This is a genomic window from Caulobacter sp. 602-2 (assembly GCF_011043625.1).
Classification (GTDB): domain Bacteria; phylum Pseudomonadota; class Alphaproteobacteria; order Caulobacterales; family Caulobacteraceae; genus Caulobacter.
Genome location: NZ_JAAKGT010000004.1, coordinates 13433 through 37142, shown reverse-complemented (window position 1 = coordinate 37142; position 23710 = coordinate 13433). Strand labels below are relative to the sequence as shown.

Here is a 23710-nt window from a genome sequence, read left to right as displayed (position 1 = left end):
CTAAATAGGCGGGCAAAGCCAAGCAGGGGACTTCATGGACTACGTCGAACTCGGCCGCACCGGCATCCAGGTCTCGCGTTGCTGCCTGGGCACCATGACCTGGGGCTCGCAGAACAGCGAGGAAGAGGCCCACGCCCAGATGGACTACGCGCTGGGTCGCGGCGTCACCTTCTGGGATACGGCAGAGATGTACGCCAGCCCGCCGACGGCCGAGACCCAAGGGCGCACTGAGCGCTACATCGGCAGCTGGCTGGCCAAGACGGGGCGGCGCAAGGACATCGTCCTGGCCTCGAAGGTCGCCGGCCGAGGCTCGGCGTTCGGCGGCCTGCCGTGGATGCGCGCCGACGGCGCCAGCACCCGCCAGACCAAGGCCCAGATTAACGAGGCGGTCGAAGGCTCGCTGAAGCGTTTGCAGACCGACTATCTCGACCTCTATCAGCTGCACTGGCCCGACCGCGCCGTGCGGGTGTTCGGCGGCCAGACCTACAAGGACTACGACGACGACTACGAGCGCTTCGGCGACATCCTCGAGGCGCTGGACGTCCACGTGAAGAAGGGCTCGATCCGCGCGCTCGGCGTCTCCAACGAGTTCCCGTGGGGCGTGATGAAGTTCCTGGCCGAAAGCGAAAGCCGCGGCCTGCCGCGCATCGCCTCGATCCAGAACGCCTATCACCTGGCCAACCGGGTGTTCGAGTACGGCCTGGCCGAGATCGCCATGCGCGAGCAGGTGGGCCTCTTGGCCTATTCGCCGCTGGCCCAGGGTCAGCTGACCGGCAAGTACCTGGGCGGAAACCTGCCCGAGGGCTCGCGCAAGGCGCTCTACAACCGCATGCAGCGCTATGAGGGGCCGGGCGCGATCGAGGCGTTCACCGCCTATGTGGACCTCGCCCGCCAGAACGGCCTGGATCCGGCCCAGCTGGCCCTGAAGTTCGTCGACGCCCGTCCGTTCGTCACCGCCACGATCATCGGCGCCACCAGCATGGAGCAGCTGAAGACCGATATCGACGCCTTCGACGTGGAATGGACCGAGGAGCTGGAAAAGGCGGTCAACGCCATCCACGCGGCGCGGCCGAACCCCTGCCCGTGATTTCGGACCCTCCCCCTGAAGGGGGAGCTGTCGCGTAGCGACTGAGGGGGAAGGTACTGCTGGCTTTGCGAGTGAACTGACTTCAACAGCCACTTCCCCCTCCGGCCCTTCGGGCCACCTCCCCCGTCAGGGGGAGGGTCTTCTAAACCACCCCCCGCGCCCTCAGCTCGGCGACCTTCTCCGCGCTCATCCCCGCCACCTGCGTCAGCACGTCTTGCGTATGCTCGCCCAGCGTGGGGCCGGTCCAGCGGACGCCGCCGGGGGTGGCGGTGAGGCGGGGGAAGGCGTTCTGCATCTTCACCTGGCCGAACACCGGGTGGGGCACGGAGACGATCGAGTCGCGGGCCTGGAACTGCGGGTCGGCCAACATTTCCGGCGCCCGGTAGATGCGGCCGCAGGCCAGGCCGGCGGCCTCCAGCCCGGGCAGCAGGTCGTCGATGTCCTGGTCCAGGGTCCAGGCGGCGATGCGGGCGTCGAGCTCGCCCTGGTTGACGCCCCGGGCGGCGTGGTCGCGATAGCGGGGATCCTCGGCGAGGTCCGGCCGGCCCATCAGGTCGCACAGCCGCTTGAACAGGGTGTCCTGGTTGGCGCCGATCAAGACGAGCTCGCCCGACCTGGTGGGATAGACGTTCGACGGGGCGATGCCGGGGAGCACCGCGCCCGAGCGCTCGCGGATGTAGCCGGTCAGGTCGTATTCGGTGACCAGGTTCTCCATCACCGTCAGCACGCTCTCATAGATGGCGGCATCGACCACCTGGCCCTTGCCGGTGGCGTGGCGCGCGTGCAGGGCCATCATCACCCCCAGGGCGGCGTTCAGGCCCGACAGGCTGTCGCCGATCGAGATGCCGGCCCGGGCCGGATTGCGGTCGGGCTCGCCGGTGATGTGGCGAAGACCGCCCATGGCCTCGCCGACCAGGGCGTAGCCGGCGCGCTTGGCGTAGGGGCCGGTCTGGCCGAAGCCCGAGACGCGGGCCATCACCAGGCCCGGATTGATCGCCGACAGCGCCTCATAGCCCAGGCCCCACTTTTCCAGCGTGCCGGGACGGAAGTTCTCGACCACCACGTCGGCGGCGGCGATCAGGTCGCGGGCGATGGCGCGGCCTTCGTCGGTGCGCAGGTCCACCGTCACCGACTTCTTGTTGCGGCCGATCACCGGCCACCAGGGCGACAGGCCCTTGGGCTTGGAGCGTCCCCACTGGCGCATCGGATCGCCCGTTCCGGGGTCTTCCAGCTTGATCACCTCGGCGCCGAAGTCGCCCAGGATCTGGCCGCAGAACGGACCGGCGATCAGCTGGCCCATCTCGATGACGCGGACGCCCGCCAACGGCCCTTGGGTCATTTTGTTCCTCTCCCCGATCACGGAACCATCACGCGGCCGTGAACCTTCTTCCTGCCACACGGCGACGCGCGACGCCGACCTTCTTCCATCAGAAAAACGCGCAGGGAAAGACACAGCCATGACCCGCAAGCTTCTCATCGTCGGCGCCGCCTTCGCCGCTCTCAGCCTCGCCGCCTGCGGCCAGAAGACCGACGAGGCCAAGGGCGCCGCCACCCCGGCCGAACAGGCCGCGACGCCGGACGCCAACCCCGCCGCCACCGTTCCGACCCCGGCTGACGAGGCCAAGGCCCCGGACTTCTCGGCCAAGGCCGCGGCCGGCGACACCTTCGAGATCGAGTCGGCCAAGATCGCGCTGAAGCGCTCGACCAACGCCGACGTGAAGAAGTTCGCCCAGGCGATGATCGACGCCCACACCGCCACCAGCCAGGGCCTGAAGGCCGCCATCGCCGCCTCGGGCGCGACCTTCACCCTGCCGGCCGCTCTGCCCGAGGACCTGCAGGGCAAGCTGGACGACCTGAACAAGGCCGACGCCAAGGACTTCGACAAGAAGTACGCCGACGACCAGGTCGACGCCCACCAGGCCGCGCTGAACCTCTTCCAGCGCTACGCCCAGGACGGCGACAACGCCGCCATCAAGACCTTCGCCGCCGAGACCGCGCCGAAGATCCAGGAGCACCTGAACATGGCCGAGGGCCTGAAGAACGGCATGAAGTAAGGCTCGCAGGAGCCCTCATGCGGAAAACCCCCGGCCGTGAGGCCGGGGTTTTTCTTTGCGGCGGCTAACTCCTCCCTCGCGTCAGCGGGAGAGGAGCTATTCCCTAATCCGCCGCCTTGACGACGTTGTCGTCGCCGTTGCGGTCGATGACGAAGTTGTACGGGTCGACGCCGGCGAAGCGCGGAGCGACTGGCGTGACAAAGGTCAGGGTCTGGGTTCCGCTGCGGATCGGGCGGCGCTCCATGACCACCACGTCCTTCTGCTGGAAGTCCTTCTTGCCCGGCTCGGCGGTGAACAGGCCCACGTCCAGCACTTCGTTCAGCGGGGCGTTCGTCTCCTTGCCGCGGCCGTCGGCGTACATCTTCTTGGCCTCGACCACGAGCTTGACGTCGAACCGGCCGTCGGCGCGCTTCTTGACGGTCGCGCTCTTGGTTTTCAGGTCATAGAGCGTGATCTTCTCGAACAGGTCGGTGACCAGGGCCTGCTTGTCGGCCGGGACCTCGGCGCGCAGGGCGGCCAGGAAGTCGAGCGTGGTGGGGTAGGGCGCGCCCTTGAAGCCGTGGTCGGCGATCAGCTTGCGCAGGACCCGGTTCACGGTCTCCTCGCCGACCTCGTGCTGCAGCCGGTACATGACCAGCGAGCCCTTGCGGTAGTGGATGTAGCCCTGGTTCTCGACCCGGGCCAGCGGCTGTTCCTCGAGCACGTCGCCGCCGCGCGAGCGCAGGTAGCTGTTGAGCTCGAACTTCAGGAACTTGCGGATCTGGGCCTCGCCGTACTTCCGCTTCATGACCATCAGGGCCGAGTACTGGGCGAAGGTCTCCGACAGCATGGTCGAGCCCTGCTGGTCGGCGCCCAGCACCTGGTGGGCCCACCATTGGTGGCCGATCTCGTGCGCGCCGACATAGGTGACCATGTCGATCTTCTCGGGATCGCTGTAGTCGGCGATGAAGAACATGCTCTCCGACCACGGAATGGTGCCGGCGAAGGCTTGGGCGAAGTCCTGGTAGGCCGGGAACTCCTGGAAGCGCAGCTGCTTGAACTGATAGGGGCTGAAATGCTCCTGGTAGTAGTCGAGCGAGGCCTTCATCGCGCCGCGCATGCGGTCGATGTTCCAGGCGTGCTGCGGGTCGTAATAGACCGCCAGATCGACGCCCTTGTAGGTCTCGCGCGAGACCGCGTAGCGGGCCGACTGGATCGACAGGAACGGCAGGATCGGCGCGTCGGCCACGAAGCGCACGGTGCGGCGTTCCTGGTCGCCCGACTTCCACACCCGTTCGGAGGTCTTGCTGCCAGGCGCGATCGGCGTCTGGTCGGCGTCGGTGGTGACGGTGATGTCGGAGGTGACGAAGTCGGCGTCCTTGCGCAGGCCGTTGAATTGGCGGCTCGCCACATCGCCCAGCTTGGCCATGCGCAGTTCCGGCGGCAGGCCGTACTTGCGGCGCTTGGCGCGGTCCTGCAGCAGGCCGTCGCGGCTCATGCCCAGGATCGGCGCGATCTCCATGTTGTTGAGGAACGTGCCGTTGGCGACCACGCGGCTTTCATTGCCGCTGTTCTTGAAGCCCTTCTGGCTGCGCTCGGTGATGAAGCTCATCCGGCGGGTCTCGCCCGGCGCCAGCGGGGTGTCGAAGGCGAAGATCCGGTAGTTGAAGCGCTCGAAGGTCTGCTTGGGCCGCGCGCCTTCGATCGACAGCCCGCGCACGACGAGGTCGCGGTCGAAGCGGACGTGGATCTCCTTGAGCGGAGCGCCGGTCTTGTTCTGGATGACATAGGCGCCGCGGGTCACCGCCCGGGGCTCGCCCGGGTGGAGGTCGACGTCCAGCTTCATGCCGGTGATCTTGGGCTGCGGCGTGTTCTCGTAGCGCAGCAGCGTCTTTTCGAGGTCGGCGGTCCAGCGCTCGTCGTCGAGGCTGGTGCGGTACTCGTTCCAGACGTTGGTGTTCACGTAGATGAAGCCGCCCAGACCGACGAAGGCCAGGAAGACGAGCCCGAACACCACGCCGTTCACCCCGCGCAGGCGGTGGGGCAGGCGGCGCAGGCGCGGCAGCAGCCTGGCCTCGGTCCCGCGCCGCCACAGGGCGTAGCACAGCACCGTCAGCAGCACGGCGAAGGCGCTCCAGTAGGCGCGGAACCACCAGGCCCCGATCCAGAACGACCCCAGGCGGTTCATGTCGGAGAAAGGCGTCCCCGGCGCGCCGCCGTAATTGTAGAGATTGTGCTCGAAGCCGAGGTTCTGGAACGTCACCTGGGTGACGATGTAGACCACCATCAAGCCCCAGCCGATGAACTTGTGCGGGCTCAGCACCTGCAGGAACACGGCCAGCACGGCCAGCAGGATCCAGTCGACGGCCTGGGGCAGCACGTACCACAGGAGGTACTTGTCGAGCTCAAGCCGGAAATAGCCGTGGGCGACCTGGCTGACGACGCCGGCGACCACGCTGACCAGCAGGGTCGACAGCAGCACCAGCGAGATGGCGGCGATCTTCGGAGCCGTGAAGGCCCAGTCGCCGACGGGGGTGGAATCGATGATCTCGTGCGTGCGGCGTTCGCGTTCACGCCAGACCAGCTCGCCGGCGTAGTAGATGGCGATGATCATCGGGATCAGGCTGAACGAGCCCAGCAGCGGCCGCAGCAGGGCGCGGGTCACCGGATAGATCTGGCCGCCGTAGCCGTCCGCGTCGGTGGCGAACCACAGCGAACCGGCGGCGTTGAACAGGCCCAGCGCCAGCAGGACGAAGAAGGCCGGGCTCTTGAACACCTGGCCCATGTCCAGGCGCGTGCGGGCGACGAACTGGACCCAGGCGGTGGCGCGGTCGTGGCGCGGCTTGGCCAGGGGCTTGGGCGGCGGCGGCAGGATCTCGACTGGCGGTGGCAGGCCGGGCTTGGCCTTCTCGCCCTTGCGGCCGGCCAGTTCGGCCGACTGGAAGCGGAAGAGGCCGTAGGCGGCCGCCAGCAGGCCCGCGGCCAGCACTACGACGAAGGTTCGGTTGAACAGCAGCGCGCCGGTCACGGCCGGGGTCAGGGTGTTGCGCTCGTTGGCGGTCCAGTACTTGGTCGCCAGGCCGAAGGCGCCGGTGCCCATCGGTTCCCACAGGGCCGCGGCCTGCTCGAACTCGGGCTTGTCCAGCGCGATGCCGGCCACCACCCACAGCACCAGGAAGCCGATCACGCCGACATAGGTCCACATCATCGAGCGGGTGACGGTGGCCAGGGCGAAGAACAGCGCCGAGGTCAGCAGCAGCGTCGGCAGGGCCAGCACGAAATAGGCGTAGACATAGGCGTTCAGCAGGTTCGGACCCAGCTTCTCAGGGTCGATCCACGGCATGAACGAGCCGATCAGCATCGCCAGCGGCACGGCCAGGAACGAGATCGCGGCGGCCAGGAAGGCGCCGGCGAAGCGGCCGTACAGATAGTCGAACTTGCGGATCCGGGTGGTGCGCAGGATCGGGCCGTATCCGGTCTCGTCGTCGCGCACGATGACGTTGGCCACGAAGGCCGTCGTCACGAACATGTAGAAGATCGACAGGATCAGGTGGGTCTGGGCGATGGCGAACGGGGCGTTCTTGTGGATCGAGCCGCCGCCGCCGATCGAGATCTGCTCGACGACCACCGACCCGAAGGTCAGCAGGAAGAACAGGACGGCGACCACCCAGAACACCGGGGAGCGCAGCTGGTAGCGGAGCTCGAAGCTCGCGATCTTGCCGAACATGGCGTCTGCCCCCTACGCCGCGCAGCGGGTCGTGGCGAGGGTCGAGAAGTAGACGTCCTCGAGGCCGCCGATCACCGGCGCGAAGCCCGCGCCGGGGTCCTGGTCGGCCAGGACGTGGATGATGGTGCGGCCGCCGAGCAGGCGGGTCGAGATCACCTGATAGGCCTTCTTGGCGTCGTTCAGCTCGGCCTTGTCGATGGTCTTCTTCCAGATGCGCCCTTCCAGCTGGGCGATCAGGTCGGCCGGGGCGCCCTCGCGCACGATGCGGCCGTCGCAGATGATGGCCATGGCCGGGCAGAGGTCGGAGACGTCCTCGACGATGTGGGTCGACAGGATCACCACCACGTTCTCGCCGATCTCGGCCAAGAGGTTGAGGAAGCGGTTGCGCTCTTCCGGGTCGAGGCCGGCGGTGGGTTCGTCGACGATGATCAGGCGCGGATCGCCGATCAGGGCCTGGGCGATGCCGAAGCGCTGGCGCATGCCGCCCGAGAAGCCGGCGATGGCCTTGTTGCGGACGTTCCACAGATTGACCTGGGCCAGCAGGCTCTCGACGGTGTCCTTGCGCTCCTTGCGGCCGGCGATGCCCTTCAGCACGGCCATGTGGTCGAGCATGTCGTAGGCGCTGACCCGCGGATAGACGCCGAAGTCCTGCGGCAGGTAGCCGAGCACGCGGCGCAGGGCTTCCGGATCCTTCAGCACGTCGATGTCGCCGAAGCGGATGTGGCCGGAGGTGGGCGCCTGCAGGGTGGCGATGGTCCGCATCAGGGTGGACTTGCCGGCGCCGTTGGGGCCCAGCAGGCCGTACATCCCGCGCGGGATGGTCAGGCTGACCTCGTCCAGGGCGCGCACGCCATTGCCATACACGTGCGTCAGGTTTTCGATGATCAGCATCGCTACTCGCGGCCCCCGGTCTTGTTAACGCCAACAGTCCCCAGGCCGACATGACAAGACGGCGCGAGCCTGGGCAAGTGAAAGAACGTTTAGGCGGTCGGGTTCCCGACGAATGTCGCGCCTTGCGCCGGGGTTCCGGTCGGGCGCGTTTGGGTCTAAGCAGGCGGCCATGACGACCTACGCCTTTCCCCCGCCCGTCCAGCCTTCGGTTCCGGTGGAAGGATCCGAAGCGGTCTTCCCCGTCCGTCGCATCCTGTGCGTGGGTCGAAACTACGCCGCGCACCGGGCCGAGATGGGCGGCGACGAGCGTGATCCGCCGTTCTTCTTCGCCAAGCCGGCCGACGCGATCGCGCCGCTGCTGAACGAAGTGCCCTATCCGCCGCGCACGGCCGACCTGCACCACGAGATCGAACTGGTGGTGGCGCTGAAGTCGGGCGGCGCCGACATCGCCGTCGACGACGCCCTGGACCACGTGTTCGGCTATGCGGTGGGCGTGGACCTCACCCGTCGCGACCTGCAGGGCGCGGCCAAGGCCAAGGGCCACCCGTGGGAAGCGGGCAAGGCCTTCGACCTCTCCGCCCCGATCTCGGCCATCCGCCCCGTCGCCGACGCCACGCTGGACGGCGCCATCTGGCTGACGGTCAACGGCGTGCAGCGCCAGACCGGCCTGGTGTCCGACATGATCTGGAACATCCCCGAGATCATCGCCGAGGCCAGCAAGCTGTGGACCCTGGCGGCCGGCGACCTGATCTTCACCGGCACGCCGGAAGGCGTCGCCGCGGTGGTCCGGGGTGATGCGATCGCCGGCGAGGTCGACGGCGTCGGCGCCCTGGCCTTCACCCTGGTCTAGAGGGAGCGCGCGGCCGTGACCCTGACGCTGTTCGGCTACTGGCGGGCGGCCGCGCCCTATCGCGTCCGCATCGGCCTCAATCTCAAGGGCCTGGCCTACGATCAGGCGCCGGTGAACCTGCTCAAGGGCGAGCAGCGCCAGGGCGCCTATCTCGACCTCAACCCGCAGGGCCTGACCCCGGCCCTCGCCATCGGCGACGGCGTGGTGCTGACCCAGAGCCTGGCCATCCTGGAATGGCTGGACGAGACCCATCCCGAGCCCGCCCTGCTGCCGGCCGATCCGCTGGGCCGCGCCCGGGTGCGGGCCATGGCCCAGGTCGTCGCCTGCGACATCCATCCGCTGAACAACGTGCGCGTCACCGGCGAGCTCGCCGCCCGCGGCCAGGACGAGGCCGCCCGCCGCGCCTGGATGGCTCGCTGGCTGGCCGAAGGCTTCACCGCCCTGGAGGCCGCCGTCGTCGCCCACGGCGGAACCTATGCCTACGGCGATACGCCGACCCTGGCCGACGCCTGCATCGTGCCCCAGGTCTACGGCGCGCGCCGTTTCGACATCGACCTTTCACCCTATCCGACCCTGGTGGCGGCCGCCGACCGCGCCGCCGACCATCCCGCCTTCGCCGCTGCTCACCCCAGCCTCCAGCCGGACGCCGCCGATGCTTGAAGATCTGAAAACCAACAACGCCAACTGGTCCAAGCGCAAGACCGAGGTCGACGCCGAGTTCTTCAAGCGCCTGGAGAACCAGCAGAGCCCCGAGTACCTGTGGATCGGCTGCAGCGACAGCCGCGTGCCGGCCAACGAGATCGTGGGCCTGGATCCAGGCGAGCTGTTCGTGCACCGCAACGTCGCCAACCTGGCCCCGCCGCAGGACGCCAACTACCTGTCCGTGCTGCAGTTCGCGGTCGACGTGCTGAAGGTCAAGCACATCATGGTCGTGGGCCACTACGGCTGCGGCGGCGTGGCGGCGGCCATCGACGGCAAGCGCCGGGGTCTCGTGGACCACTGGCTGCACCCGATCCGCGAGGTCCACGCCGAGCACCGCTGCGAGCTCGACGCCATCCCCGAGGAACGCGATCGCCTCAACCGCCTGTGCGAGCTGAACGTCATCCGCCAGGTGCGCAACGTCGCCTCGGACGTGTTCGTGCAGGACGCCTGGGCCCGCGGCCAGAGCCTGGCCGTGCACGGCTGGGTCTATTCGCTGGCCAACGGCCTGGTCACCGACCTGAACGTCGGCATCGAGAGCCTCGAGGACTATCAGCGGGTGCTGGAAGGCAAGGCCTAGCCGAGATGATGCGCGTCGACGGCATGACCGGAGATTCCGACCTGCTGGGTCTGGATGATCTGCTGTCGGCGCGCGCCTTGCTCGCGCCGGCGGTCTTCGACGCGCCCATCCGGGTGCTGGGCGCGCTGCTGGCCCACGGGTGGGCCAGCTTCCGGTTCGGACTGGCGGCGCACGAGGACCGTCGCGAGGTGCTGACGGCGGAAGGGTGGCTTGTCGGCGAGGACGAAGCGCGGCTGCGGATTCGCGACGAGCACCCGCAGGCCGAGATCCTTCGCCTGGCGCTCGTCGAGGGAGCGGCTGAGATGGCGGCGGCGATCCGGTCGCCGGGGTTCGGCCTGCCCCCGGTCGCCGACCTGCTGACGCTGGCGTTCGAAACGGAGGCCGGTGCGATCCGCTTCGAGGCCAGGCCGGACGCCTACGCCTTGCCCAACCTCTGGAGAGCCCCCGCGCCGCGAGAGTAAATCTAGCCGCGCCGGATCGTCGCAGTTGGCGGATCGGCGTTCGGTGCTTACTTGTTCGTCACCATCCCCTGCCACGGTGGTTGCATGGACGCCTTTCTCCAGAGCCTGCACAGCCTCGTCGTCGAGCACCGCCTGCTGGTGTGCGTGATCCTGGCGGTCGTCACCCTGCTCGAAGCCCTGATGCTGGTCGGGGTGCTGATCCCGATCATGGCGGTGATGCTGACGGCCGGCGCGCTGATCGCCACCGGCTCGCTGCATCCGGTCGAGGTGATCATCTGGTGCAGCGTCGGCGCGGCCTTGGGCGACGCCATCTCCTACCTGATGGGCCGCCACATCGGCGCCCGCGCGGTGCGCCATCCGGTGCTGGCCAAGCACCGCCGCACCGTGGCGCGCGCCCGGCTCTACACCCGCCGCTACGGCGTGCTGGCCCTGGCCGTGGCGCGTTACCTCGGCCCGCTGCGCCCGTTCGTGCCGATGGCCGCCGGCATGACCCGCATGCGCGACTGGACCTTCCACGCCGCCAACACCGTCACCGCGCCGGTGTGGGTGATCACCGTGCTGGCCCCCGGCTATCTCGCCGCCCGCCACCTGGGCTACTGGAAGCCCGATCCGATGCTGCTGACCGCGGTGGTCGTCGGCGGCCTGCTGCTGGTCGCCACCGTGATGGTCCTGCGCCGCAAGCCCGCGGCCTCGAAGGCCTAGCCCGGCGCCCTGATGCGCACCCGGGCGCTGGCCGTCCGGCCCTGGTCGTCGACCACCCGCAGCCGATAGAAGCCCGCCGCCGTCGGTCGCCAGACCGGCTTGCCGCCGACCGGATCGTCGGCCAGGGGCTTGCCGTCCACGTACCACGACAGGTTCTCGCCGCCGGCCGCCAGCACCAGGCCGCGCGAGCTCTTACCCAGCCCCTCGACCTGCACCGTCGCCCCGTCGGGCGGGAAGATCAGGCGCGGGCCTTCGTCGGCGACGGTTCGCAGCTGTTGCAAGGCGCCGGGCGCGGCCTTGGGCGCGATCGGGCGCGGGGCGGTGGGCGGCGCGCCCACCAGGTCGGCGACGTCGAACAGCGTGGGCAGGGCCGCGTCGCGCCCCGTCAGCCCGCCGCGCGCGCCGCCGTCGGCCCGACCGGTCCAGACGACGATGGCGTGGCCGCCGACGATCCCGGCCGCCACCGCATCGCGAAAGCCGTAGGAAGTGCCGGTCTTGAAGGCCATGGCCGGCCCGCCCCGGGTCAGGGCCGAGGGCGCGCGGCCGCGTGGGCCCGGCGCCTCGCGCAGGATATCGAGCACCTGGTTCACCGCTTCCGGCCGGGCGATGCGGGTTCCGCCCTGGTGCTCGCGCGCCTTGGCTTCGTCGAGGGTGTAGGCCAGCGGCTTGACCACCCCGCCGTCGCCCAGGCCCGCATAGAGGGTGACCAGATCGCGCAGGGTGATGCCCGCGCCGCCCAGCGCCAGGGCCAGGCCGGCGGCCTTCACCTCGGCCTTGGGGCGCAGCAGCCGCACCCCGCCGGCCTCGATGCGGGCGGCGAAGGCCTCGGGGCCGATCTTCTCCAGCGTGGCGACGGCCGGCACGTTCAGCGAATAGGCCAGAGCCTCGCGGGCGGTGACCTTGCCGTGGAAGACCCGGTCGAAGTTTTCCGGCTGGTAGTCGGCGAACCGCGTCTGGGCGTCGTCGATCTGGGTGTCGGGCGCCAGCATGCCGTCGTCGAAGGCGAAGGCGTAGACGAAGGGCTTCAGCGCCGAGCCGGGCGAGCGGGCGGCGCCGGTCATGTCCACCCAGCCGCCGGGCCGGTCGCGGCCGGCCGAGCCGACCAGGGCCCGCACCGCCCGGTCGCGGATCCGCACGACGATGATCGCTGCGGTGGCTTCCGGGCCCTGGCTGGCGGCGACGGCGGCGGCCAGGGGCTCCAGCCGCGCCTGCAGGTCCGGGTCGATGGTGGTCAGCACGCTGGACTGGCTGGCCGGCGCGGCGGCGGCCTGCTGGCCGGCCAGGTGCCAGGCCAGGGCCGGGAAGGCGCTGCGGCGGGGGATCGGCTCGCCCTCGGCCTCGACGGCGGCGATGTTGGTCAGGGCGCCGGCGCGGACCATCTTGTCCAGCACCGCGCGGCGGGCCTCGCGAGCCGCTTCGGGTCGCCTATCGGGGCGGCGGGCCTCGGGCGCCTGGGGCAGGGCGATCAGCAGCGCCTGCTCGCCGTCGGTCAGGCTGGAGGGCTCGTGCCCGAAATAGGAGAGGCTGGCCCCGCGCACGCCTTCCAGATTGCCGCCGTAGGGGGCCAGCGTCAGGTACAGCGCCAGGATCTCGTCCTTGGTCAGCCGGCTTTCCAGCTGCACGGCGCGGACCATCTCGACCAGCTTGGAGCCGAGATTGCGCGGCCGGGGCTCCAGCAGGCGGGCGGTCTGCATCGACAGGGTCGAAGCGCCGCTGCTGACCCGGCCATGCACGATCGCCGACCCGGTGGCGCGGACCACGGCGATGGGGTCGACGCCCAGGTGCCAGCGGAAGCGGGCGTCCTCCACCGCGACCAGGCGCTTGAGGAACGTCGGGTCGGTGCGTTCCAGGTCGGCGCGCACCCGCCAGCGGCCGTCCTCCACCGGCAGGGCGCGCAGCCACGCCCCGCGCTCGCCCAGCACCACGGGCGAGGAGCGCTTGGCGCGGCTCATGTCCGGGGGAAAGGCGGCGCTGAGCGCGAACACCCCGACCTGGGCGGCGAGGAAGCCGCTGAGCAGGCGGGTGATCAACGGAACCTTCCCTTCCCCCGGCGAGGGGGAAGGGAGGCGCTCAGGCGTCACTGCCCGGCCGCGATGATCGTGCGGCCGGCGTCCGACCGGGCGGCGATGCTCGGACGGTACATGTCCTTGGCCACCGCGCCGGGCAGGAAGAACTCGCCCGGCGTCACGGCCCGCGCGATGTAGGCCATGGCGAAGGGCTTGTTGCCCTCCAGGTCGAGCGCGGCGATGTAGCGGTCGTCGCGGCTTTCCTGGGCGTCCGGCGTCGACAGCTCGCCCAGGAATCGGAACGGTCCGTTCTGGGCGTCGTCGGCGCCGAGCGGGGCCTCGATCTCGAAGCCGGCGGGCAGGGCGTCGTCGACCACCAGGGCGGTCGAGCGGGCCTGCATCGACCGGCCCTGGATCAGCACGATCACCCGTTCGCCCTGGCGGATGGCCGACGGATCGACCGCCCCGCCGCTCATCGTGAACAGGCGCTTGCTCACCGACAGGCCGTTGCTCTCGGCGGCCGGGGCGACGATCGGCGTGCCGCGCACGCTGACCGTCCGCCACAGCGCGCCCTTGCCCTTGTTGGTGAAGCGGGCGTCGGCCAGCTTGCCCACGGCCCAGCGCGGCGCGCCGCCGGCGGCCGGCAGGGCGACGACGTTCTGGGCGTCGATGTTGATGGGGCCGGCGGCCTTCATCAGCTGGTGGGCGGCGTAGAGCAGCTGGGCCTGTTCCTGGGTGTTCAGGGCGTCGGGATCCTTGACCACGTTCTCCAGGCGGCCCTGCAGGCGGGCGGCGACGTCGGCCTGGCCGGCTTGCACCGCCAGCGCCGTGACGGCGGCCACGTCGCGCAGCGGGCTCTGGTACCAGTCGTACTCGTCGCGCCAGTTCAGCGAGTTCACCGCCTGGCGCATGGCCGAGCGGGCGCGGGCCTGGTCGCCCATCAAAGCGAGGCCCGCGGCGACCTGGGCCTTGGCGATCGGCTGGTCCTCGTCCTTCATCTGCACGTCGTGCCACCAGCGCAGGCGGGCCAGGTCCCCGCGCCCGGCCTTGGCCAGGACGTAGAGGGCGTAGGCGCTGGCCCGGCGGCGCATGCGCTGGGTGGCCTTGCGGCTTTCGTCCTCGTTGCGGCCCCACCAGGACGGATACTCCATCCGGTAGGACACCGAGGCCCAGCCGTCGGGACGGCTGACCTGGCGCATGGCGTTCAGGGCCTTGTCCAGCGCCTCGTCGGGCACCGCCACGCCCTGGGCCTTGGCCTCCAGCAGGAAGTCGGTGGCGTAGGCGCCCAGCCAGGGGTCGGCCTCGCCGTCGCCCACCCGCCACAGGCCGAAGGCGCCGTCGAGGGTCTGGCGATCCAGCAGTCGGCCCACCGCCCCGGCCAGGGCCGCGGGGGTGCGCTTGAGCTTGGGATCGGTCGAGACGCTCTGGGCGTAGAGCAGCGGATAGGCCGCCGACACCACCTGCTCGGTGCAGCCGTACGGATAGCGCTGCAGAGCGACCGCGATCGCCGACGGGTCGAAGCCCTTGAACGGCGAGTAGCTGACCTGCAGCGTCACGTCGCCGGCCGCCAGCCCCGACAGCAGCTGGTAGTTGGGCGTGTAGGTCGCGCCCGGGGCCTGAAGTTCGGTGGTGGTGCGCACCACGTCGCCCCAGCCCAGGCGCGTCTGGATCGGATAGTCCTTGGCCGTCGAGAAGCCTGGACCGCTGACCTTGAAGCCGATCTTGCCGATCCCCGTGACGTCGGGCGCCAGGAAGGGGATCTTCTCGGCGACGCGCTGGCCCAGGATCAGGGTGATCACCTTCTTGAACGCCACCTTCAGCCCGCCGGAGGCGTTGGCCTCGGCGGTGTAGGCGCCGGGCTTGCCCTCGACATTGTGCAGTTCCAGCGTCGCGGTCGGCTTGTCGCCGGGCGACAGGAAGCGCGGCAGGTTGAGGTCGGCGACCACCGGCTGGCGCACGGTCATGGCCTTGGAGCCGGAACCGACGGCGTTGTCGGTCCAGGCCACGGCCATGATCCGCAGCTCGCCGTTGAAGTCGGCGGCCGGCAGCTTGATCGTCGCCTTGCCGTCGAGGCCGGTCTCGATCACGCCCGACCACAGGGCCACGGTCTTGATCGGCGTGACCGTCAGGCCCTCGCCGCCCAGTTCGTCGCCGCCGAAGTTGACGTTGGCCGGCGCGCCCATGTTCGGGTCGAGCAGGCGGCCGTAGTCGTCACGGTAGTCGAGCGTCAGGGCGCGCTTGCCGAAGTACCACTTCATCGGGTCGGGGCTTTCCTGGCGGGTCAGGCGCAGCACGCCTTCATCCACCGCCGCCACCGTCACCCGGGCCTTCTGGCCAAAGCCCAGGCCCTGCACCTTGAGCGGGATTTCCACCGGCGCTTTGGAATCTAGCTTCGGCGGCGTGCCGATATCGACCGTCAGCTTGCGACCCTTGGGCTCCAGCGGCACGTAAACGAGGCCCAGGGCCCGCTTGGGCTTGGGCGAGGCCACCGGATCGCGCGGCTGGATGACGGTGACCATCACATAGGCCCCGCCGCCCCAGGCGGCGCTGGTCTTCAGCTTCACGGTCGCGCCGTTCTCGCCGACCGACAGGGTCTTGAAGTCGATCAGGCGATCGGTGGCCACGGCCACCTGGGCCTGGCCGGCATAGGGCGCCTTCAGCGTGATCTCGACGGTGTCGCCTTGGGCATAGGCGCGGGTTCCGGCCGACACGCGGACGAAGTCGGGGGCCTCGGCGTCCTTGGCCGGCGAGCCCCAGCCCGACGAGAAGCGGGCCACGGTCTTGGTTCCTTCGGGACCCTCGATGACCAGGCGGTAGTCGCCCCAGCCCAGGCGGCGGTTGATCCGCGCGCTGGCCCCGGCCGACATGTTCAGCGCGCCCTTGGCCACGACGGCGTCGCGGCTGGTGCGCCGCCACTGCCAGCGGCCGTCCTGCTGGAACCAGTCGTAGTTCCAGTTCTCGCTGATCAGGGTGTAGCTGGCGGTGGTCGAGATCTTCTTGCCGGCGGCGTCGACGGCGATGACTTCCAGGCTCACCGGCGGGTCATCGCGACCCGAGCCGTCGCCCTGCTCGACCTTGACGCCGTAATAGATCGGCTTGCCGCGGACCTTGAGTTCCAGCCCCTCGCGGACCGGGCGGCCGCCGGGCTCGAACACCGAGGCGGTGACCGCCGCCACCAGGGGCTGGCCGGTGTCGCCGACGTCGCTGGTGCCCAGATTGAGGACGGCGCGGCCCTCGCCGTCGGTGACGGTCGTGCCCAGCTCGATCAGCTTTTCGTCGAAGGGCTCCTTGGCGTCGCCCCACTCGAAGCCCTTGTACTGCGGGAAGGGGTCGGTATCCCGGCGCAGGCGGGCCTCGGCCTGCGTCTGCAGGCCCGAGCCGGGCGCGCCGTAGAGGAAGCGGGCGTTGACCGCGATCTGGCGGGTCTCGCCGATGCGGATCGGCGTGCTTTCCTGGCCGGTGGCGGTGACCGCCAGCCGCTGGGGCGCGAAATCCTCGACGCTGAAGCTCAGCGAACCGGTGGAGGCCTCGATGCCCTCGATGTGCAGCTCGGCGGTCCAGCGGCCGCGCGGGGCGCTGCGGGGCAGGGCGATGTCGATCGGCACCGCGCCTGCGTTGGCCTGGCCGAACCACCAGCGCTTGAACTCCACGCCCGAGGGGCGTTTCACGAGGATGTAGCCCTTGCGGTCGTTGACAGCCTTGGCCATGCGGTCGCGGATCATCGCCGTCAGGTGCACGGTCTCGCCGGGGCGATAGATGCCGCGGTCGGCATAGAGCCAGCCGTCGATGTCGCTGCCGACGGCGCGGCCGCCTTCGCTTTCGGTGCGGCCGCCGACGCCCTGCTTGGACAGGTCGACCGGCGAGCGGTCGAGGTCGAGCACCGACAGGTCTCCCTCGACGCCATAGGCCATGACCATCTTGGCGCGCTCGCCGCCCTCGCCCTTCAGCAGCGGACGGGGGAAGCGCACGCGGCCGTCGGCGTCGCTCTTGACCTCGGCCAGGGGCTCGCCGTCGCGGGCGACCAGCGCCACGCGGACGCCCGAGACGGTCTTGGCGGTCTTCAGCGAGCGGACCACGACGTCCAGCGCTTCGGAACCGTCATAGGCGATCAGCGCCATGTCGGTGAACACGATCCAGCGGCGGGCCTGGGCCGGCGGGGTGTCGCCCTCGCCGTCGGGATCGCGGCCGCCCGAGGCGTCGCGCGCCTTGATCAGGTAGGCGCCGGGCTTCATCTCCTTGAGCACCGCGCCCAGCGGGAAGACCGTGGTGGCCTTGGCGCCGGCCGCGCCGTCCACCGAGACCTCGCCCTTCCAGATGCGTCGGCCCTCGTCGCCGGCGCTGTCCTCGCCATAGTCGCCGGCCCAGTCGCCCTCGCCGGTGGGATCGGGAGCGCTGATCGACTTGCGCACCAGGTTGCGGTCGGACACCCGCCAGACTTCGACGGCCAGCTTCTGGACGTTCATGGTCTCGATGGCCACGCCGTCGGATTCCTCGCGCGGCAGGATCACCCCGTCGCCAGCGAAGCCGACATAGGGGGGCTTCTCGCCGAAGGTGAAGTCGACGTCGGCGTTGGCGGCGAGGGTGTCGCCGCCCTTGGCGGGCAGGCCCTTCAGAAGGGTGATGCGGCGGTCGGTGAAGCCGACGCCGCCGATGCACAGCTCGTCGCCCTTGACCCGCACGGCCGGCGTGCGGCCGAGGTCGGGCGAGACCATGACGAAGTCGGCATAGGCCTTGGACGGGTCGAGGTCGCGGCTCATCTGGATGCAGGCCATGGCCTCGCCGCCGGAGCTGTCGATGCGGGTGCGCCAGACGGCGAAGCCCTCGGGCTTGGGGACGCCGCGCCGGCGCGCATTGGCGTCGCGCGGCTTGCCGAACAGCGACCAGGCCTCGCCCTTGACGACGCCGCCGCTGGCCGAGGCCTTGCCTGCGCCGCCGCCGAACCAGCCGAGGTCGGCGGTCTTGGCGGCCACGAAGCCGCCGCCGAAGCCGACGACCAAGGCGCCCGCCGCGATGGCCACGGCGGGGGTCTTCAGCTGGGACTTGATCCGGGTCCAGACGGAGGTTTTGGCCGCGCCGTCGCCTTGCGGCGTCTCGTCCGTCGACATCCGTCGTCTCTCCCAGATCCGAGGTGATTTGGGGGACTTGAACCTAAGCGCGAGCGGGGGTCAACGGCGTCGCGATAATGGTTCTCAAGCTTTCGCTCGAAGGAACCGGTTACCGCTCCGGATCACGCCTCGAAGGCGACCTGGGCGGTGGTCAGGTCGTAGGTCGCCGGCACGATCTTCAGACGGCCCTGGGCGATGCGCTCGGCCAGGATGCCGTCGGCGACCTTGAGGCGCGAGGCGATGTTGCGGGCGTTGCGACGGGCGGCCGCGTCGTGCAGGTCGGCGGCCTTCTCGCCCTGGGCGTCGAACACCGCCGGCAGGATCGGCGCCAGCATGGCCTCGAACACGCCGGTGGGGCGGGTCTTGCGGGTGGCCGCGTCGACCGCCGCGCCGACCACGCCGCACTTGGTGTGGCCCAGCACCACGACCAGCGAGGCGCCCAGGGTGTCGACGGCGTAGACGATGGCCCCGAGGGCCTCGGGACCGACGGTCGGGCCGGCGGCGCGCAGCACGAAGAGGTCGCCCAGATTGCAGTTGAACAGCAGTTCGGGCGCCACGCGACTGTCGCTGCAGGCGACGACCACGGCGAAGGGCCGCTCGGCCGCGGCCAGCTCGCCGATGCGGGCGGCCGACGGCAGAACGAGACTGGCGCCGCCGCGGGCGAAGATCGCATTGCCCTGCTTGAGCCGGCCCAGGACCTCGTCGGGGCTGATGCTCGGGATGGGCTTGGCCGGCTGCACCTGCACGCCCGAGACGGCGGTCGGGGCTTCCGGTTCGGCGCCCTCCAGCGGCTTGACCGTCTTCAGCGCCTTGTCGAGGGCCGCCTTGTCGCCGGGCTGGGTGGACAGGGCCTTGGCGGTGCGGCGCGCCTTGCGCTTCCACACCGGCGGGGTCTTGGTCTCCTGGTAGCCTTCGGCATGGGCCAGCACGGGGGCTGCGAGGCCGGCGGCCAGGCCGCCCAGCAGGATGCGTCGAGAAACCATGGTCGCCCCCGGAAACGATAAGACGCCGCGACCCTAGGGGCTGGGAGTTAACCGGAGGCCAAGCCCGGTTCAGAGCGGCAATTCGACGCGTTTGACCACGGTGCGCATGGCGATCGACGAGCTGACCCGCACCACGCCGGGGATCCGCGTCAGTTCCTGGCTGTGCACCCGCTCCAGGTCGTCGACGTCGGCCACCACCAGCCGCAGCAGGTAGTCCGAGCCGCCGGTCATCAGATAGCACTCGGCCACCTCGCGCACATTGGCCACCGCCTTCTCGAAGGCGGTCAGCGCGGCCTCGGCCTGGGACGACAGGGTGACGGTGACGAAGACGCTGAGCGGCAGGCCCACGGCGCGCTCGTCGATCACCGCGGCGTAGCGGCCGATGACGCCCGCGTCCTCCAGGGCCCGCACCCGGCGCAGGCACGCCGACTCCGACAGATTGGCCGCCTTGGCCATGTCGACATAGCTGGCCCGCCCCTCGCGTTGGAGCAGGCGGAGGATCTTTCGGTCGAACACATCAAGCGTGACCGGGGATTTCTTCACCGAATGGCTCCGTTTGCGCAGGATTCCTGCATACCACGTTCTTTGAAGGACGAAAGAACCAAGAAACATGCGAACGTAGAGGCGTACACCAGCGTTAAAGCTAAAAAGCGAGGAAACATCATGCGCGTTGGCGTCCCCTCCGAGATCAAACCGGGCGAGCACCGGGTCGGCCTGACCCCTACCGCCGTCCGCGAATATGTCGCCCACGGCCATCAGGTGCTGGTGCAGCAGGGCGCGGGCCTGGGCGCCGGCTATGCCGACGAGGCCTATGTGAAGGCCGGCGCGAGCATCGCTCCGGACGCCGACGCGGTGTTCGCCGGCGCCGAGATGATCGTGAAGGTCAAGGAACCGCAGAAGGTCGAGTGGGAGCGCCTGACCGAGCGCCACATCCTCTTCACCTACCTGCACCTGGCGCCCGATCCGGCCCAGACCGAAGGCCTGCTGAAGAGCGGCTGCGCGGCGATCGCCTATGAGACCGTCACGGACGCCAAGGGCGGCTTGCCGCTGCTGGCCCCGATGTCGGAAGTGGCCGGCCGCATCGCCGTGTTCTCGGCGGCCGAGACCCTGCTCAAGCATAATGGCGGCATGGGCCTGCTGCTCTGCGGCGTGCCCGGCGTGCCGCCGGCCCGCGTGGCGGTGCTGGGCGGCGGCGTGGTCGGCTCCAACGCCGCCCGCATGGCCGCCGGCCTGGGCGCCGAGGTCGTGGTGCTGGAACGCTCGATCCCGCGCATGCGCGAACTGGACGACCTGTACCAGGGCCGCATCCTGACCCGCTATTCGACCCTGGACGCGGTGGAAGAGGAGATCCTCAAGGCCGACGTCGTCATCGGCGCGGTGCTGACGGCCGGCGCCGCCGCCCCGAAGCTGGTGCGCCGCGAGCACCTGTCGCGCATGAAGCCGGGTTCGGTGCTGGTCGACGTGTCGATCGACCAAGGCGGCTGCTTCGAGACCAGCCATCCGACCACCCACGCCGAGCCGACCTACACGGTCGACGGCGTCGTCCACTACTGCGTGGCCAACATGCCGGGCGCGGCCCCGCGCACCTCGTCGGACGCCCTGGGCAACGCCACCCTGCCGTTCGGCCTGGCCCTGGCCGACAAGGGTCTCGACGCCCTGGAGGACAACGTCCACCTGGCGCGCGGCCTCAACGTGCTGGGCGGCAAGTTGACCCACCCGGCCGTGGCCCAGGCCCTGGTCAAGGACTTCGTCGACCCGTTCGGCGTCTGGGGCGGCTCGAAGCTGTAACGACCCAACCTCCGTCATCCCGGAAGCCGCTTGCGCGGCTTTCGGGATGACGACGATCGTGGGGTTACAGCCCCGCCATTTCCTCGATCACCTTCAGCGCCGCTTCGCGCGGATCGTTGGCGGCGGTGATCGGGCGGCCGCAGACCAGGTGGCTGGCGCCGGCCTTCAGGGCGTCGGCCGGGGTCGCGGCGCGAGCCTGGTCGTTCTTGGCCGCCCAGAACGGGCGCACGCCCGGCGTCACCACCAGGAAGTCCGGACCGGCGATCTCGCGGGCCAGCGCCGCCTCGTGCGGCGAGGAGACGATGCCGTCGACGCCGCATTCGATGGCCTGGCGGATGCGCCGCTCGACCAGGGCGCGGGCGCTGAAGGCGTAACCCATCTCGATCAAATCGGCGTCGGTCAGGCTGGTCAGCACGGTGACGGCCAGGATCTTCAGGTCCGAGCCGGCCTTGGCCTTCACCGCCGCCTGCATCACCTGCGGCTCGGCGTGGACGGTCAGCAGGTCGCAGCCGGCCCCGGCCAGCACCCGGGCCGAGCGCTCCACCGTGGCGCCGATGTCGTGCAGCTTCCAATCGAGGAACACCTGCTTGCCGGCCTTCTTCAGGTCGCCGGCGAAGGCCATGCCGTCGGTGGCCAGGAGCTCCAGGCCGATCTTGTAGAACGAGGCGGCGTCGTCGATGCGCTCGACCATTTTCCGGGCGTCGGCGACCGTCGGCAGGTCCAGCGGGATGATCAGGCGCGGATCGGCGGTCATGGGCGGAGCTCCGGTGTTGGCGCGCGAGGCCGCATCGCTCTAGAGAGAGCGACGTTTCCCGCACGGTCATGAAGGTTGAGGACGTCGAATGAGCCAGGCCGAACTCGCCGTCAACTTCTTCGTCGCGCTGTTCGCCCTGATCGACCCGATCGGCAACGTGCCGCTGTTCGCCGCCGCCACCATCGGCGCGGCCTCGGCCGGCCGGCGGATGGTGGCCGTCTATATCGGCCTGTTCGTGCTGGCCTTCCTGGTGTTCTTCTACTTCACCGGGGTTTCCCTGCTGGAGTTCTTCGGCATCTCGATGCCGGCCTTCCGCATCGCCGGGGGCATCATCCTGTTCATCCTCGGCCTGGATATGGTGCGCGACGACTTCACCACCATGTTCGCCGACGCCGCCGAGGGCGAGACCGAGCCGCTGTCGGCGCGGGTCTACGCCAAGAAGCGGTTCGAGCGGCTGATCGTGCCGTTCGCCATGCCGCTGCTGATCGGCCCCGGCGCGATCTCGACCGTGATCATCTACGCCAGCGAGGCCAAGCACCTCGGTTTGGCCGGCATGGCCCTGGGCGTCGGCGTCATCGCGGCGGTGTCGGTGGTGCTGGTCGCCACCTTCTGGGCCGCGCCGGTGATCAGCAAGGTGTTGGGCCGCATCGGCATGAGCATCGTCGTGCGGGTGCTGGGCCTGATCCTCTGCGCCCTCGCGGTGCAGTTCGTCCTGATCGGCGTGGGCGACGCCACGCGCGGCCTGATCCGGGCCGACGCCAAGGCGCCGTACACGGCGGAGAAGTAGGTTTCAGGTACGGGGGCGGACTTGGTTTTCTGGTGGACTGGGCGAGGCTTCTTCTCGCTGCTTTTCCTGATCGGCGTGTTCGGCGTCTTTGGCGCGATCGTCAGCTTCACGGTCGGCGACGCGGCGTTTTCGGACGCGCCATGGCTCTGGGGCGTCGGGTGGATCCTGGCGGCGGTCGCCAACTGGATCGGCGGATCGCGCATCAACCGGCGCGCGCTCAATCCCTTCCGGGGTGATCTGCGCTATCGGCTGCTCTATCGGGCGCGAAACAAGTTCCTGTCCCTTCCCATGGAGGCCTGGTCGATCCCGGCCCTGGTCCTGGGCGTCGCCCTCTTCGTCCTTGGCCTGTTCTAGACCTTCCTGAACTTCCCGCCCTGGCTGGCGATCAGGGCTAGGGCCCATTCGTCGGGGATCAGCTTGGCCAGAACGGCGATGGCCTTGTTGGGCGTGCCGGTGACGCAGACCGGGCGGTTGGCCTCGGCGGCCTCGTAGCCGGCGGCGGCGACCTCGTCGGCGCCCAGCCACATCCAGGCCGGCAGGCTCTGGCTGACCTGGGCGCGGGTGCCGTTGACGTCGTGGAATTCCGACAGGGTGAAGCCGGGGCACAGGGCGCTGGCGTGCACGCCGTTGGCCAGGTTCTCCAGGTGCAGGCTCTGGGAGAACTTCACCAGGAAGCTCTTGGTCGCCGCATAGAGGGTGTGGCCGGCCGAACCGGGCGCTAGGCCGGCCAGCGAGGCGACGTTGACGATGCGCCCGAACCGGCGCTCGACCATGCCCGGCAACACCTTGTGGGTCATCTCGCAGACCGAGGTCAGCATCACCTGCAGGAAGGCCGACTGGTCGGCCCAGCTGGTCTTGTCGAAGGTTCCGGGCAGGCCGTAGCCGGCGTTGTTGACGAGGGCGTCGATGTCGCGGCCCTCGGCGGCGATCGCGGCCAGCACCGTATCCACGCCGCCCGGATCGGCCAGGTCGGCCGAGATGGCGTAGGCCTCGACCCCGAAGCGCATCCGGATCTCGGCCGCCAGGGCCTCGAGCCGGTCGAGCCGGCGGGCGGTCAGGGCCACGTCATAGCCGTGGCTGGCGTAGATGCGGGCGAAGGCGGCCCCGATGCCGGCGGAGGCGCCGGTGATCAGGGCGAGGCGGCGGGCCATGGAGTCGAAGGTCCTGCAAGCAAAGCGTCACAGGAGTCGAGCACGCCCGCCGATCCGGTTCAAGCGGGGCGGAGGAACGACCTGGGGGAGGGCGGGTCGGTCGTTC

General features: G+C 69.9%; 19 protein-coding genes. 10 read left to right on the top strand and 9 right to left on the bottom strand.

Annotated elements, in window-relative coordinates; genetic code table 11:
- The first annotated feature begins 34 nt into the window (after positions 1-34).
- The gene (locus G5B46_RS10310; protein ID WP_165258415.1) at positions 35-1087 is read left to right on the top strand and encodes an aldo/keto reductase; all 1053 of its coding nucleotides are present in this window, start codon (positions 35-37) and stop codon (positions 1085-1087) included.
- A gap of 142 nt (positions 1088-1229) precedes the next feature.
- Here the strand turns inward: G5B46_RS10310 and G5B46_RS10305 are convergent, their stop codons facing one another.
- Entirely contained in the window at positions 1230-2426 is a 1197-nt protein-coding gene (locus G5B46_RS10305) for a CaiB/BaiF CoA-transferase family protein (protein WP_165258413.1), read from the bottom strand.
- Between the two features lie 118 nt (positions 2427-2544).
- Between G5B46_RS10305 and G5B46_RS10300 the strand changes: the two genes are divergently transcribed.
- Complete coding sequence (locus tag G5B46_RS10300; protein ID WP_165258412.1) at positions 2545-3141, top strand: DUF4142 domain-containing protein; 597 nt, start codon at positions 2545-2547, stop codon at positions 3139-3141.
- 103 nt (positions 3142-3244) lie between these two features.
- Here G5B46_RS10300 and G5B46_RS10295 read toward each other — a convergent pair whose 3' ends face one another.
- Both G5B46_RS10295 and G5B46_RS10290 read right to left on the bottom strand, forming a co-directional pair.
- Positions 3245-6847, bottom strand: coding sequence for a M1 family aminopeptidase (locus G5B46_RS10295; RefSeq protein ID WP_165258411.1), 3603 nt, complete (start codon positions 6845-6847; stop codon positions 3245-3247).
- A gap of 12 nt (positions 6848-6859) precedes the next feature.
- A complete protein-coding gene (locus tag G5B46_RS10290) occupies positions 6860-7738 on the bottom strand; it encodes an ABC transporter ATP-binding protein (RefSeq protein WP_165258410.1) in 879 nt (292 codons plus the stop codon).
- A gap of 169 nt (positions 7739-7907) precedes the next feature.
- On the opposite strand from G5B46_RS10290, the gene G5B46_RS10285 reads away from it, so the two are divergent.
- The 5 genes from G5B46_RS10285 (at position 7908) to G5B46_RS10265 (ending at position 11030) form a co-directional block, all read left to right on the top strand.
- Positions 7908-8588 (top strand): fumarylacetoacetate hydrolase family protein, encoded by a 681-nt coding sequence (locus G5B46_RS10285; protein ID WP_165258409.1) that lies wholly within the window; start codon positions 7908-7910, stop codon positions 8586-8588.
- A 15-nt stretch (positions 8589-8603) separates the two neighbouring features.
- The gene (maiA, locus tag G5B46_RS10280) at positions 8604-9248 is read left to right on the top strand and encodes a maleylacetoacetate isomerase (protein WP_346764896.1); all 645 of its coding nucleotides are present in this window, start codon (positions 8604-8606) and stop codon (positions 9246-9248) included.
- On the top strand, positions 9241-9867 hold the full coding sequence (locus G5B46_RS10275; protein ID WP_165258408.1) for a carbonic anhydrase: 627 nt from the start codon (positions 9241-9243) through the stop codon (positions 9865-9867). Before maiA ends, G5B46_RS10275 begins: the two co-directional genes overlap by 8 nt.
- Positions 9868-9872: 5 nt before the next feature.
- Entirely contained in the window at positions 9873-10328 is a 456-nt protein-coding gene (locus G5B46_RS10270) for a hypothetical protein (RefSeq protein ID WP_165258407.1), read from the top strand.
- 84 nt (positions 10329-10412) lie between these two features.
- On the top strand, positions 10413-11030 hold the full coding sequence (locus G5B46_RS10265; protein ID WP_165258405.1) for a DedA family protein: 618 nt from the start codon (positions 10413-10415) through the stop codon (positions 11028-11030).
- Here the strand turns inward: G5B46_RS10265 and pbpC are convergent.
- From pbpC to G5B46_RS10245, 4 genes are all read right to left on the bottom strand, one after another.
- Entirely contained in the window at positions 11027-13111 is a 2085-nt protein-coding gene (gene pbpC, locus G5B46_RS10260) for a penicillin-binding protein 1C (RefSeq protein ID WP_165258403.1), read from the bottom strand. The genes G5B46_RS10265 and pbpC overlap by 4 nt on opposite strands.
- Positions 13108-18141 (bottom strand): alpha-2-macroglobulin, encoded by a 5034-nt coding sequence (locus tag G5B46_RS10255; protein ID WP_165258401.1) that lies wholly within the window; start codon positions 18139-18141, stop codon positions 13108-13110. The genes pbpC and G5B46_RS10255 overlap by 4 nt, the downstream gene beginning before the upstream one ends.
- Before the next feature lie 122 nt (positions 18142-18263).
- Positions 18264-19124 carry a carbonic anhydrase gene (locus G5B46_RS10250; protein WP_165258399.1) on the bottom strand — a complete coding sequence of 287 codons (861 nt, stop codon included), beginning with the start codon at positions 19122-19124 and terminating at the stop codon, positions 18264-18266.
- A 69-nt stretch (positions 19125-19193) separates the two neighbouring features.
- Positions 19194-19667, bottom strand: coding sequence for an Lrp/AsnC family transcriptional regulator (locus G5B46_RS10245; RefSeq protein WP_165258397.1), 474 nt, complete (start codon positions 19665-19667; stop codon positions 19194-19196).
- Positions 19668-19787: 120 nt separating this feature from the next.
- On the opposite strand from G5B46_RS10245, the gene ald reads away from it, so the two are divergent.
- On the top strand, positions 19788-20912 hold the full coding sequence (gene ald / locus G5B46_RS10240) for an alanine dehydrogenase (protein ID WP_165258395.1): 1125 nt from the start codon (positions 19788-19790) through the stop codon (positions 20910-20912).
- Between the two features lie 64 nt (positions 20913-20976).
- On the opposite strand, the gene pyrF is transcribed toward ald, so the two are convergent.
- The gene (gene pyrF / locus G5B46_RS10235) at positions 20977-21666 is read right to left on the bottom strand and encodes an orotidine-5'-phosphate decarboxylase (protein ID WP_165258393.1); all 690 of its coding nucleotides are present in this window, start codon (positions 21664-21666) and stop codon (positions 20977-20979) included.
- 88 nt (positions 21667-21754) lie between these two features.
- Between pyrF and G5B46_RS10230 the strand changes: the two genes are divergently transcribed.
- Positions 21755-22453, top strand: a complete 699-nt coding sequence (locus G5B46_RS10230; protein WP_165258391.1) for a MarC family protein — start codon at positions 21755-21757, stop codon at positions 22451-22453.
- Positions 22454-22474: 21 nt separating this feature from the next.
- Positions 22475-22807, top strand: coding sequence for a hypothetical protein (locus G5B46_RS10225; RefSeq protein WP_165258389.1), 333 nt, complete (start codon positions 22475-22477; stop codon positions 22805-22807).
- Here G5B46_RS10225 and G5B46_RS10220 read toward each other — a convergent pair.
- Complete coding sequence (locus G5B46_RS10220; protein WP_165258387.1) at positions 22804-23604, bottom strand: SDR family oxidoreductase; 801 nt, start codon at positions 23602-23604, stop codon at positions 22804-22806. The genes G5B46_RS10225 and G5B46_RS10220 overlap by 4 nt on opposite strands.
- Between the last annotated feature and the right edge of the window lie 106 nt (positions 23605-23710).

What these genes read in the sequence shown, in the direction of transcription:
- G5B46_RS10310 (WP_165258415.1), top strand. Translation starts at nt 35, where the DNA reads ATGGACTACGTCGAACTCGGCCGCACCGGCATCCAGGTCTCGCGTTGC.
- G5B46_RS10305 (WP_165258413.1), bottom strand. Translation starts at nt 2,426, where the DNA reads ATGACCCAAGGGCCGTTGGCGGGCGTCCGCGTCATCGAGATGGGCCAG.
- G5B46_RS10300 (WP_165258412.1), top strand. Translation starts at nt 2,545, where the DNA reads ATGACCCGCAAGCTTCTCATCGTCGGCGCCGCCTTCGCCGCTCTCAGC.
- G5B46_RS10295 (WP_165258411.1), bottom strand. Translation starts at nt 6,847, where the DNA reads ATGTTCGGCAAGATCGCGAGCTTCGAGCTCCGCTACCAGCTGCGCTCC.
- G5B46_RS10290 (WP_165258410.1), bottom strand. Translation starts at nt 7,738, where the DNA reads ATGCTGATCATCGAAAACCTGACGCACGTGTATGGCAATGGCGTGCGC.
- G5B46_RS10285 (WP_165258409.1), top strand. Translation starts at nt 7,908, where the DNA reads ATGACGACCTACGCCTTTCCCCCGCCCGTCCAGCCTTCGGTTCCGGTG.
- G5B46_RS10275 (WP_165258408.1), top strand. Translation starts at nt 9,241, where the DNA reads ATGCTTGAAGATCTGAAAACCAACAACGCCAACTGGTCCAAGCGCAAG.
- G5B46_RS10270 (WP_165258407.1), top strand. Translation starts at nt 9,873, where the DNA reads ATGATGCGCGTCGACGGCATGACCGGAGATTCCGACCTGCTGGGTCTG.
- G5B46_RS10265 (WP_165258405.1), top strand. Translation starts at nt 10,413, where the DNA reads ATGGACGCCTTTCTCCAGAGCCTGCACAGCCTCGTCGTCGAGCACCGC.
- G5B46_RS10255 (WP_165258401.1), bottom strand. Translation starts at nt 18,141, where the DNA reads ATGTCGACGGACGAGACGCCGCAAGGCGACGGCGCGGCCAAAACCTCC.
- G5B46_RS10250 (WP_165258399.1), bottom strand. Translation starts at nt 19,124, where the DNA reads ATGGTTTCTCGACGCATCCTGCTGGGCGGCCTGGCCGCCGGCCTCGCA.
- ald (WP_165258395.1), top strand. Translation starts at nt 19,788, where the DNA reads ATGCGCGTTGGCGTCCCCTCCGAGATCAAACCGGGCGAGCACCGGGTC.
- pyrF (WP_165258393.1), bottom strand. Translation starts at nt 21,666, where the DNA reads ATGACCGCCGATCCGCGCCTGATCATCCCGCTGGACCTGCCGACGGTC.
- G5B46_RS10230 (WP_165258391.1), top strand. Translation starts at nt 21,755, where the DNA reads ATGAGCCAGGCCGAACTCGCCGTCAACTTCTTCGTCGCGCTGTTCGCC.
- G5B46_RS10220 (WP_165258387.1), bottom strand. Translation starts at nt 23,604, where the DNA reads ATGGCCCGCCGCCTCGCCCTGATCACCGGCGCCTCCGCCGGCATCGGG.